This is a genomic window from Actinoallomurus vinaceus, from assembly GCF_039542055.1.
Classification (GTDB): domain Bacteria; phylum Actinomycetota; class Actinomycetes; order Streptosporangiales; family Streptosporangiaceae; genus Actinoallomurus; species Actinoallomurus vinaceus.
The window spans coordinates 1080257-1091930 of the sequence record NZ_BAABHK010000002.1 but is presented as its reverse complement, the minus strand read 5'-3'; the positions used below and the strand labels follow the sequence as shown (position 1 = coordinate 1091930).

Here is an 11674-nt window from a genome sequence, read left to right as displayed (position 1 = left end):
CCGGACGGGCCCTCGGGCGGCGGCGTGGTGGTCCGCCGCCCGAGAGCCGCGGTTTCTCCAGCAGGTTCTTCTCTAGCGATGGGGCGCCGTTCGCTCCGCCCATTCCGTGAGGTCGCGGCCTTCGATCGCGGCGGCCATCAGGTCGGGGAACGCGTCGGGCGTGCAGGCGAACGCCGGAACGCCCAGGGCGGCAAGGGCGGCGGCGTTCCCGTGGTCGAAGGCCGGGGTGCCCTCGTCCGAGAGGGCGGTCAGCGCCACGACCTGGGTGCCGGCCGCGGTCACGGCCGCCGCCCGCCTGAGCATCTCCGCGCGTGCGCCGCCCTCGTACAGGTCGCTGATCAGGATGAGGACCGTCTCCTTCGGGCGGGTGATGAGGCGCTCGCAGTAGGCGAGGGCCCGGTTGATGTCGGTTCCGCCGCCGAGCCGGCTGCCGAACAGCAGGTCGACCGGGTCGTGCAGCCGGTCGGTGAGGTCCACCACCGACGTGTCGAACACGACGAGCGAGGTGCGCAGCGACGGCATCGAGGCGAGCACCGCGCCGAACACCCCGGCGTAGACCAGGGACGACGCCATCGAGCCGCTCTGGTCGACGCACAGGACGATGTCGCGTTCGACGGCGCGCCGCCGATGGCCGTACCCGATGATGCGCTCGGGGACGACGGTCCGGCGCGACGGGACGTAGTGGGGGAGGTTCGCGCGGATGGTGCGGTTCCAATCGATCTCGGAGGCGCGCCGGGGCCGTCGGCGCCGCGCGGACCGGTCGAGGGCGCCGTCGACCGCCGACCGCGTCCGCTGCGCGAGGCGTTCCTCGAGCCGGCGTACGACGGTGCGGACGACCGCCCGCGCGGACTCCCTGGCCCGTTCCGGCATCACCTGGTTCAAGGACAACAGGGTGCCGACCAGGTGAACGTCGGGCTCGACCGCCTCCAGCATCTCGGGTTCGAGCAGCAGGCGGGTCAGGTCGAGGCGTTCGACGGCGTCCTTCTGCATGAGTTGGACGACGGTCGAGGGGAAGAGCGTCCGGATGTCGCCGAGCCAGCGTGCGACCTGCGGCGCGGACGCGCCCAGCCCGGCACCGCGGCCGCCCCGCCCCGCGCCCCGCGCGCCGTACAGCGCCTCGAGCGCGCCGTCCATCTTCGCGTCGACTCCGGTGAGGGCCGCGCCGGTGGGCTCGGCCGCCTCGCCGCCGAGCACCATCCGCCAGCGCCGCATCCGCTCCTCGCTCACCGTCCGCCTCCGCTCGCCTGCGAGACGTCCTCGCACGCCGGGTCTCGTCGCCCGGCCGCAGCTTCCGGCGTGCCCGCTGCTTCCGGAGCGCCCGCGACGGCGTTCGATTCGGTCACCGGTGTTCCCTCTCGTCTCGCGGTCGGCCCCTACCCGTCTCGTCGTCTCGCGGTCGGCCGCGACCCGCCTCGGACCAGGGCGGGCCGAGAATGTCGAGGACCGTCCGTACGGCCGGGGCGGCGCGTATCAGATCCAGGGGCTCGTCGCCGGTGTCCGGCGCGGAGGCCGTGGCGATCCGGGCCACCCGCTCGCCGATCGATCGGCGCTCCGGCGCCTCGAACGTCGCGAACGTCCGGCGCAGCAGCGGCAGCACGTCGGTGAAGGAGTCGGCGGGCAGGCCGGTGATCCAGTCGTCGACCAGACGGAGCAGCCGGTCGTCGTGGACGAGGATCAGGCCGCCGCCGGACAGGAAGCCCTCGATCCAGGCGGCCGCCCGGGCCGGTGACTCGCCCACCGAGACGGCGCGCGCCATCCGGTCGCCGATCCGGCCGGCGGGCCCGTCCTCCTCGACCGGCGACCCGGCGTCCAGCAGCAGCCGGGCGAGCCGTCCCTCGATCAGGCCGGGCAGCCCCGGCCGGTCGAGGAGGGAGGCCAGCGTTCCGTGCCAGCGGGCGGTGTGCTCGCCGTCGCCGAGGAGGGCGATCGCGTCGTGGACCTCGTCGACGCGGTCGAGGAGCGTACGGGCCGCGTCGTCGTCGAGCCCGGAGACCTCCTTCGGCAGCCCCACGCAGATCCGTACGACCAGGCCGTCGACGACGGTGCGCAGCGGTCCCACCGAGGTGCCCCGCACGTCGCCGTACCGCAGCGTGCGGACCAGGGCCGGCAGCGCCGCCATGAGGTGGGTGACGTCGGTGTCGGCCGCCGCCCGGTCGGCGAGCATGGCCATGACGGCCGGCAGCGCCTCGGCGAGGTCGGCCAGCAGACAGTGCTCGGCCAGGACGGTGAGCGCCGGGAGGGCGTCCACCTCCGCGGCCAGGGACCCCGCCCGAGCGGACGCCGCGCTCCGGACCGTCAGACCCCACGCGCCGGCCTCGACCAGCCGGACGTCGAACTCCGGCCGCCAGGTCAGGGTCCAGCTCTCGCGGAAGGTGCCCTTGCCGCGACCGGACCCGGCGGACTCTCCCCACGGGACCCCGAGCAGGCGGAGGCGGTGCAGCAACCGGCTGCGGTCCAGGTCGGTGGTCCGGCGCAGGTCGAGGTCGAGTTCCTTGGCCGTCGCCGTGGGCTTGAGCCGCAGTCGCCGTTGCTCGTCCCGCAGGTCGCGCTGCAGCGGCACCATCGGCGCGTCCTCCGGTACGGCTCCCATGCGCTCGCCGACGACCATGCGGCGCTGGATCAGCTCCAGGGGGAGCTCCGCGCCCTCGCACAGGACGGCGAGGGCCGCTTCGGTGACCTCGGCGAGCCCGGCGAGCGGCCGGCCGCGTAGGGCGGCGAGCGCGTTCGCGAGGCGGACGGCCTCGATGACGTGCGCGGACGACACGGGCAGGTCCTCATCGCGCAGCACCGCCGCGACCGCGGTGAACCAGCGCTCGATCGGCCGGTCGGGCGCGGTGAACAGGTGGTGGTACCACCCCGGCGAGGTGACACCGGCGCCATACCCGGAGCGGCTCGCCAGGCGCCCATGCGTCCACGGCACCCAGGTCAGCGCCACCTTCGCCGTGGGCAGTCCGCGCAGCGTACGGTCGTCGCCCGCCGCAGTGGGCGCGCCTGCCGAACGAGGCGGGCGGAGCCCGGCGGCGATCGCGGGGACGTGCCACGCGCCGCAGACCACCGCGATGCGTTCGTACCCCTCCTTGAGCGCCTGGCGCACGGTCCTGCGCATGAACGCCTCGCGCCGCTCCTCTCGCCGCACGTACTCCTCCGGCAGGGCCGGGGCGTGCTCCCGGAGCGCGGCCATCGCCTCGGCGATCGCGGGGAAGGGCGACGGCCCGCCACCACGGTGCTCGACGACGTCGTCCCACCAGCGTTCGGCGTCGTCGTAGCCCGCGGCCTCGGCCAGCCGGGCCAGGGGATCGAGCCGCACCGCCTCCGCGACCACGTCCGGCGCGTCGGCCTCTCCCACGCTCTCCGTCACGGGGTCATCGCCGAGCGGGCCATCGGCGGACGGGCGGTCGGTGGGCGGAGCGGCACCGGACGGGTGGTCGACGGACGGAGCGGCACCAGGCGGGTTGTCGGCGGATCGGCGGTCAGTGGGCGACGCGGCACCGGACGGGTGGCCGGCGGACGGAGCCGCACCAGACGGAGGCTCGGCGGAGTCACCGCGTGAGTCGTCGGCGGTGTCACCGGGCGGGCCGTCGGTGAGCTGGTGGGCGGCGGGCAGGTCGCAGAAGCGGACGGGCACCCCCGCCCGCAGGGCATGGCGGATCGCCTGCCATTCGGGGCTGAACTCCGCGAAGGGCCAGAACGCCGCCCGCCGTTCCTCTCCGCCGTCCACGGCGTGGGCGAGCAGCGCCACCGGGGGGACCATGCCGGGGTCCCCAGCGAGCCCGACGATCGCGTCGGCCTCCGGCGGTCCTTCGATCAGGACGATGTCGGGCCGCAGCTCATCCAGCGCGCGGACGAGCGCCCGCGCCGATCCGGGGCCGTGATGCCGGATCCCGAAGATCCGTACGCGCTCGTGGGCAGGGGCGGCCACGGTCAGGAGACCTCGCGGCAGGCACGGTAGAAGTCATGCCACTCGGGTCGGTCGCGGACGACCGTCTCGAGGTACTCCTGCCACACAACGCGGTCCGACACCGGGTCCTGCACGACGGTGCCGATGATGCCGCTCGCGACGTCCGCGGCGCGCAGCACACCGTCGCCGAAGTGCGCGGCCAGGACGCGGCCGTTCGTGATCACCGAGATCGCCTCCGCGGTGCTGAGCGTGCCGCTGGGCGACTTGAGCCTCGTACGGCCGTCCGCCGTGCGCCCGGAGCGCAGCTCGCGGAAGACGGTCACCACCCGGCGGATCTCCTCCAGCCCGGTTCCGGTCTCCGGCAGCTCCAGCGACGTGCCGATCTGGGCGACCCGGCGGGCGACGATGTCGACCTCCTCCTCGGTCGTCGCGGGCAGTGGCAGCACGACCGTGTTGAACCGTCGGCGCAGTGCGCTGGACAGGTCGTTCACGCCCCGGTCACGGTCGTTGGCGGTGGCGATGACGGTGAACCCCTTACGGGCCTGCACCTCGGTGCCCAGCTCGGGGATCGGAAGGGCCTTCTCGGACAGGATCGTGATGAGGGTGTCCTGGACGTCCGAGGGCATGCGGGTCAGCTCCTCGATCCGGGCGACGGCCCCGGACCGCATCGCCCGCATCACCGGGCTCGGCACGAGCGCCTGCTCCGAAGGGCCCTCGGCCAGCAGCCGGGCGTAGTTCCAGCCGTACCGGATCGCCTCCTCCGCCGTGCCGGCGGTGCCCTGGACCAGAAGTGTCGAGTCACCGCTGACCGCCGCCGCCAGGTGCTCCGACACCCAGGTCTTGGCGGTGCCGGGCACGCCGAGCAGCAGCAGCGCCCGGTCCGTGGCGAGGGTGGCGACGGCCACCTCGACCAGGCGCCGCGGCCCGACGTACTTCGGCGTGATCACCGAGCCGTCGGGCAGCGTCCCGCCGAGGAGGTAGACCGTGACGGCCTGCGGCGACAGCCGCCAGCCGGGCGGTCGCGGCCGGTCGTCCCGCTCGGCGAGCAGGGCGAGCTCGTCGGCGAACTGGTGCTCCGCATGCGGCCGCAGCACGGCCTCGCTCATCAGATACCTCCGTGGTAACCCCGCCCTTGGGCGGGCAAGAGATCGGACCCCTGCGCAGCAGGGCAAGGGTCGGAGACTCGTCTCAGTGGATTTTCATAACCGACTGAACGTGGTCGATGGCGGACGGTAATGTGACGTTTCGTCCGGCGGGCGATAGCCAAGCCCGCCGGGCCTACCGCCGGGCTGACGGGAAGTCACGTCTGTGGAGCCTGTGTAAGACCGATGGGCGGCACTCCGTCCTACGCCGGTTAGCCGGGTCGGCAACGGGCGGTGAAGCAGAAAGCTCAACCCGCGAGGGTTGAATCCCCCTGCTTCAGCTGGGGGAGAAGTCAACGGCAGGACTCCTTGGTCGGAGGCAGAGGACGGACGGTCATGTCGGGCTCACTCGGGTTCGTGGGCCGTTGGCCCTCCTCAACCGCGGAGTGGGCGGCTCGACCCTCACCGGGCTCGCTCGTGCTCACTGCTCGTGGCGGCGTCACTGCAGCTCCTCGAGCATGTCGTGGCGGAAGCGCAGGACGTCGGCGAGTTCGGACAGCGGCCGGCACGCGGGGTGCCGACGGGCGAGGTCGGCCAGGCTGGGCGCGGTGGCCGGCGCGAGGCGCTCGCCGGCGAGGCGGGCCAGGTCGACCGGGAAGCGTCCGCCGTCGGGATCCGCCGCGGCGGCGGCCAGGGTGGTCGTCACCGCGGCGGCAAGCGCGCCGGCCCAGGGGCCGGGGACCCTTTCGAGCACTGTGAGGCGGTCGGCGTGCCCCATGATCCGGCGGGCCGACTCGGCCGCGGCGCCGTCGCGCTCGGCGGCGGGCAGGACGTCCAGCAGATCGGCCAGCGTGGTGGCCTCGCCGAGCACGACGTCGCCCAGCAGGAGTGCGCGGGCCCAGGCGGCGTCCCGCTGCCGCGCCGCCGCGCGGGCCCAGCCGAGGTGGACGTCCCGGGTACGGCCCGGGTCCGGCTCATGCGAGCCGTCGACGACGATCGGCAGCCGGACGATCCGCTCCGGTGCCGCGCCGAACCGGTCGTTCCAGGTCGACAGCGGCGTACGCGCGAGGATCTCCCGCAGCCAGCCCGCGTGGTTCCCGACGCGCTCGGCCGCGTGGTACGGGATGCCGTCGCGCCGCATCGCCTCGTCGTGGTCGGCCGGTGGATCGACGAGGATCTGTTGCGGCGTGGCCGCCGGCCCGATCTGCGGGCGCAGGCAGGCGCGGGCGCGGTCGGCCATGCGTGCGCCGTACGCCGAGCCGGGGAGCCGGGCGAGCAGGTCGGCCGCGATGCGGCGCACCTCAAGGCCGCGGTCGTCGAGCCCGGCCTCCAGGAAGTCCTCGTCGGCGAGGGACAGCCCGCGCTCGAACGTCGCGAGGAACAGCGCCCGCTCTGGGGCGGGCTCGCGTGTCCACGTCGAGGACAGCGTCGTACGGGCCGCGGCCGGGTCGGTGGCTCGCAACCGCATGAGGTGCGCGACACGCTGGGCGCGGGCACCGGTCTTCCACACTTCGGGGTCCTCGGCCGCCTCGCCGCCGCTCGCCACGACGAGGTACGCCCAGTCGAGGTTCTGCATCGCCAGCCACACGCCTCGGCGGCCCGCCGCCCGGGCGATGGACCGTCGGAGCGCCCGGTCGGAGCGGCCCCTGTGCAGCAGGTCCGGAAGCAGGTGTGCGGGGACGCGACGACCGCTGCGTGCGGCCGCGTCCAGCCACTCCGGCAGGACCCGCGCGTGCTCGCCGGACAGGATGCGGCGCAGCCGGGCGGCTGCCGTGGGCGGAACGACCGGCGCGGTCTCCGCCGGGGCGGGCGCAATCGGCTCCGCCGTGACCGGCCGCCACCCGGCCCGCCGGCGCGCCGTCAGCACCGCCGCCTGGTCCAGCAGGCGGGCCGCCGGCTCAGTCGGCTCGGCCGGCCCCGCCGGTGCATCGTCGAGCGCAGGCGCCCCGTCCAGCTCCAATGCCCGGCCGAGCGGCGGTGCCCCCTCGGACGCGGGTGTCCCGTCGGGAGGCGATGCCTCATCGGGCGCGAGTGTTCCGTCGGGCGGCGACGCACCGGCGAGCGGTGGTGTCCCGTTGGGTGGCGGGGCCTCGTCGGGCCTGGGCGTCCTGTCCAGCGGCGGCACCGGCCGCCGCCGCGTGCCCAGCAGTGCGGCGCTCACGTGCTCGCCCCAGGCGCTCACAGCGCCACGGTCCCTTCCTCCTCCTGCCAAGCCGACAGCGGGAGCAGCCCCTGCGGCGACCACTCGCCGGACACTGTGAACGGTCGGCCGCCGGACACCGCCAGCAGGCGCCACACGTCGGTCGTGCGCAGGGGGACTGCGTCGCCGTCTCCGTCGACCAGATGGGGGCGGCCCGCGTCGTCGCGTGCCGGGCGGACGCCCGCCAGCACGGCGGGCCACGGCTCCTGCCACGGGTCCCGGGCCAGGGCTGCGGCGTGTTCGCGCAGGAGTCCCGCCACCGTGGTGCCGCGCGGCGGGCGCTGAGCGGGCGCGGGGTGGCGGGCCGCCACGAGGGCGCGCAGTGGCAGCGCGCCCGGATAGAAGGCGAGCTCGGCGTCGATCGTGTCGCCGACGGCGAGGGACGCGTCGAGTGCCCGGCCCGGCGCGGCGAAGGTCAGCACGAGCGCGGACCGCCCGGTCTCCCGGCCGCGCAACCAGACCCGCCGCGCGACGAGCCGATCCTGATCGACGTCCCGGCACCCCGCGACGTACCAGTGATCCCGGATCCGCTCGCCCGCCAGAACCTCCTCCTGGCTCACGGTGAAGCCGACCCGGGACCGGACGGTGGCGCGCAGCGGCTCCGGCAGCTCGTCACGGCGCCGGTAGGCCGTGGTCAGCAGCCGCAGCAGGGCGTACTCCTCCAGCAGCCGCTCGGGCCGGTCCCCGCCGCGACCCGGGATCGCCCCGAGCTCGCGCACCCGGACCGCGAGCCCGCTCGCCTGGGCGTCGACGAGGCGGCGGGCGACGTCCTCCCACATCGTGGACGGTGCGCGGTCGGCGTGCGCCAGGCCCTGGTCGATCTGGTCGCACAGCCATCGATCGAGCTCCTCGACACCGGCAGCGACACGCCGCTCACGACGCTCGGCCGTCGTCAGCGACCCGGTCGCGCGGTCGTCACCGGCGTCGCCGTGGTGGGCGGGCGTCCCCTCCGGTTCGATCACACGCTCGACGCTATCGGTGTCCGCCGACATTCCGCCCTTACCGTGGAGTACGGGATGGCCCGCCGTTCCCCGGCAGTTTCGGGAGGGCGGTTCCGGCGCACTCGACGCGAGGGGTGTCCCTACGGATTCGTCAAGGCCCTTGGACTGTTGGTCCAGAGCGCTTGTCGGAGGCATCGGTCTATGACATGTCGTAGACCGTGACGGAGACATCGGAGCTGATGAGTTGGCTGATGATGAGGGGTTCAATACGGTCCCACCGTCCGCCGGCCAGGCCGCAGCCGATGCGGGGCATGTGGACGGTTGCTTTGAGTTCGGCGGCGTACGCGGCCAGGTTGCGCAGACACTGATCCACGGCTTCATAGCGGATCGGCGGCCCGGAGCTTCGGCCGGTCTTGATGCCGTGCTGGCCGATCATGTTGGCGACCCACTTGTCCGGGCTGACCTGGACGAGCTGGGTCGCACCCAGGCCGAAGTCATTGTTGGCGCGGTCACGGTGCCAGCTGCGGTAGGCCGCCTCAGGCCCTGGCCAACGTCGTGACACCGCCAGCACGAACCCTTTACCCCACCCGCCCTGGTCGTTGCAGATGTGCGCGATGACCTTGGGGCCTTTGGCTTGTGGGGAGGTCGCGTCGCCCTGTAGGTAGTGGATCTGCGCCATGATCGGCACGATATCCAGACATACGGACAAACCCACTGGCCGTGGCCGCATGGACCGTTCTGTTGGGTTCGTCAAGCGGCCTGGGCCGCCGGCCTGCGGGAGGGTTGGTAGGGCTGTTCGTCGCGGAGCATGGCGTAGATGACATCACAGCGGCGGCGGCGGTCCACCGACGCCACCCAGGCCCGGTGACAACACCCCCCGGCTCATGCGAGCGACAGGGGGCTTGAGTCATGCCGGGTCGGGTGACCTGGCGCCCCACCACCCGGCGGGGACGTGAAAAAGGTAACGGGGCGGCCGTCAGCCGGCCCGGTCCGTACGGTGTCCGAGCAGGTCGATGACGCCCGTGGTGTCCTCGTCGCCGTGCCCGTCGGCGAGGCGGCGCTTCATCAGGTCGAGGTACGGCGTGAGCAGTTCCGGGCTGACGCCCTGCTCCTCGGCCGTGCACAGCAGCGTCGCCGTCCCCGCGACCTGCATGGCGAGGTTGGAGGCGACGCCAGTGGTGTAGTCGCCGCTCCGCAGGTGGTCGGCGGTCCCGTGTACGGACGCGGTCATGGCGGTCAGCCAGCCCGCGAGCAGGGACGCGAAGTCCTTCAGAGCGACGTCTTCCTCCCGGACCAGCGCGAACGCGTGCGCGACCCCGGCGAACATCCCGTACATCGCGCTCAGCAGCGCCACGTCGTGCAGGGCCGCCAGACGGGGATCCTCTCCGACGTACTCCGTGCGGGCCGGTACGGCCAGGGTGTCGCGATGGGCGTCGAAGAGCGCACGGGAGCCGCTGTAGAACACGTACGCCCCGGAGCCCGGGGCTCCGATCATCGGCGGGACCGCCATGATCCCGCCGTCCAGGAAGCGGGCGCCGCGGGCCTGCGCCCACGCGGCCCGGTCCCGGGCCTGGTCCGGGGTGCCCGTGGTGAGGTCGACCAGGTCCTTGCCCGTCAGGTCGGCGTCGGTCAGGGCTTCGGCGACCGAGGCGTCGTCGAGCAGGCAGACCACGACGAGGCCGCCTGCGGCCACCGCCTCGGCGGCGGTCGCCGCGACCGTCGCGCCGTCGGCGGCGAGCGGTTCGGCCCGGGCCGCCGTGCGGTTCCACACGGTGAGCGGATGCCCGGCGGCGAGCCAGGCACGGGCGAGTGCGGTGCCCATCGTGCCGAGCCCGAGAAGAGTGAGGGGAGTTTTTTCCACGTTCATGCTGGTTAGGCTGGTGCTCAGGGCCCGAAACGATCAAGTACGCACTTCGAAGTGCGTGGTGACCGCGGGGTAAGCGAGCAGGCAGGAGGGGTGCGTTGGCGACCGTACGCAGGCCCGGGAGCTACGTGTGCGGCATCGACGCCGCCATGGACGTCATCGGCGGGAAGTGGAAGGTGCTGATCCTCTGGGCGCTCAATGAGCGGCCGTGCCGGTTCGGCGAGCTGCGCCGGAACCTGCCCGGTATCACGGAGAAGGTGCTCGCCTCGCATCTGCGGGAGCTCGAGGAGGACGGCATCGTGCACCGTGAGGCGTACGACGAGGTGCCGCCCCGTGTGGAGTACTCGCTGACCGCGCTCGGCGTCTCGCTCAACGCCGCGCTCGCCCCTCTCGGCGCGTGGGGCCGCGAGAACATCCTCGGCGGCGCGTATGCCCACGCCTCCGCGCGGGAGACCGCCGCCCCGACGGCGACCTGACGCGGGCGGGTGCCCGCCGTCCGCATTCAGGAGCTGAAGAAGCCCTCCATCGGCCCGCCGTCATCCGGGCGGCCGCCGGGCGATCCCTGCTCGATGATGTATCGGTCCACCTGGTGGCGGTCGTAGCCGCGTAGGACGACGTCGAAGGCGGGGCGGGGCGTGCCTGTGGGGTCGTCGGCCAGGTGCCGGAGGTACTCGTCGACCTGGCGGCGGTCGTAGCCACGCCAGACGATGTCGAACGCGTCGGTCACGGCGGTGCCTCCCGCGTCGTCGGATCCTGATGATCATCTCAGACGACGCGATCGCGGCGGGACCGGATGCGGGATGAGCGGTCCCCGGCCGTGACGCGTGACGGAGGTTCTCGTGCCGACCGCCGTGGTGACCGCCGCCTCCTGAGGTGTACGGCCGGTGAGGATGGTCCGTGTTCCGGGAGGGGGATTGGACCTGTGCCGGGTCCGGCGCCGGACCTAGCGTGCGGACGGTGACCCATCCCCTCCTGTTCCTGTTGGCGGCGCTCACCCTGGTCGCCGTCCCCGGACCGAACCATCTCTACATCACGACGCGGAGCGTCGGCGAAGGACGCCGCGCGGGCATCGCTTCGGCGCTCGGCGTCGAGACGGGCACGCTGGTGCACGTCCTCGCGGCGGCGGCCGGGCTGTCCGCGCTGGTGGCCGCCTCGGCGGCGGCGTTCGGCGCGGTGCGGTACGCCGGGGCGGCCTACCTGGTCTACCTCGCGGTGCGGACGCTGCGCCGCGGCGACGACGAGGGCCTGGTGCTCGAGCCGCGGCCGCTCCGGCGTGTGTATCTCGACGGCGTCCTGGTCAACCTGTTCAACCCGAAGGTGATCCTGTTCTTCCTGGCGTTCCTGCCGCAGTTCGTGGACGAGCGGGCGGGCGCGGTGCCCGCCCAGATCGTCGTCATGGGGCTCGTGACGGCGCTGATCGGGCTGGCCTCCGACGTCGCGTACGCCCTCGCCGCCGGCTCGCTCGGGCACCGGCTGCGCGGCAGCCGGGCGTTCCGGCGCAGGCAGCGGTACGTGACGAGCGCCGTGTACCTCGGGCTCGGCGTGCTCACCGCGTTCGCCGGCCCCGGTCACCGGCGGCGCTGAGACAGGCACACCCGCATTCGCCATCCGAGCCGGGCGCACCCGGATTCGCGGTCCGAGCGCGGACCGGCGCCAGGGCGCCGGTCCGCCTCATCCCACCCGCAGCAG

At 73.8% G+C, this 11674-nt stretch carries 10 protein-coding genes; 2 read left to right on the top strand and 8 right to left on the bottom strand.

Annotated features, from left to right (window positions below; genetic code table 11):
• Positions 1-72: 72 nt before the first annotated feature.
• The 7 genes from ABEA24_RS10825 to ABEA24_RS10795 all read right to left on the bottom strand — a co-directional run bounded on the left by ABEA24_RS10825 (position 73) and on the right by ABEA24_RS10795 (position 9988).
• Positions 73-1212 (bottom strand): VWA domain-containing protein, encoded by a 1140-nt coding sequence (locus ABEA24_RS10825; protein ID WP_345430641.1) that lies wholly within the window; start codon positions 1210-1212, stop codon positions 73-75.
• Positions 1213-1339: 127 nt separating this feature from the next.
• Positions 1340-3919, bottom strand: a complete 2580-nt coding sequence (locus ABEA24_RS10820) for a DUF5682 family protein (RefSeq protein ID WP_345430556.1) — start codon at positions 3917-3919, stop codon at positions 1340-1342.
• A gap of 2 nt (positions 3920-3921) precedes the next feature.
• Entirely contained in the window at positions 3922-5004 is a 1083-nt protein-coding gene (locus ABEA24_RS10815) for an ATP-binding protein (protein WP_345430555.1), read from the bottom strand.
• 475 nt (positions 5005-5479) lie between these two features.
• A complete protein-coding gene (locus ABEA24_RS10810; protein WP_345430554.1) occupies positions 5480-7162 on the bottom strand; it encodes a DUF5691 domain-containing protein in 1683 nt (560 codons plus the stop codon).
• Positions 7159-8142 (bottom strand): SWIM zinc finger family protein, encoded by a 984-nt coding sequence (locus tag ABEA24_RS10805; protein ID WP_345430553.1) that lies wholly within the window; start codon positions 8140-8142, stop codon positions 7159-7161. The genes ABEA24_RS10810 and ABEA24_RS10805 overlap by 4 nt, the downstream gene beginning before the upstream one ends.
• A gap of 178 nt (positions 8143-8320) precedes the next feature.
• Entirely contained in the window at positions 8321-8800 is a 480-nt protein-coding gene (locus tag ABEA24_RS10800; RefSeq protein WP_345430552.1) for a macro domain-containing protein, read from the bottom strand.
• 297 nt (positions 8801-9097) lie between these two features.
• Positions 9098-9988, bottom strand: coding sequence for an NAD(P)-dependent oxidoreductase (locus ABEA24_RS10795; RefSeq protein ID WP_345430551.1), 891 nt, complete (start codon positions 9986-9988; stop codon positions 9098-9100).
• Positions 9989-10083: 95 nt separating this feature from the next.
• Here ABEA24_RS10795 and ABEA24_RS10790 point away from each other — a divergent pair, with 95 nt between their 5' ends.
• Entirely contained in the window at positions 10084-10461 is a 378-nt protein-coding gene (locus tag ABEA24_RS10790; RefSeq protein ID WP_345430550.1) for a winged helix-turn-helix transcriptional regulator, read from the top strand.
• A gap of 26 nt (positions 10462-10487) precedes the next feature.
• Here the strand turns inward: ABEA24_RS10790 and ABEA24_RS10785 are convergent, their stop codons facing one another.
• A complete protein-coding gene (locus ABEA24_RS10785) occupies positions 10488-10712 on the bottom strand; it encodes a DivIVA domain-containing protein (protein WP_345430549.1) in 225 nt (74 codons plus the stop codon).
• Between the two features lie 230 nt (positions 10713-10942).
• Between ABEA24_RS10785 and ABEA24_RS10780 the strand changes: the two genes are divergently transcribed.
• Entirely contained in the window at positions 10943-11569 is a 627-nt protein-coding gene (locus tag ABEA24_RS10780; RefSeq protein ID WP_345430548.1) for a LysE family translocator, read from the top strand.
• Positions 11570-11674: the final 105 nt, after the last annotated feature.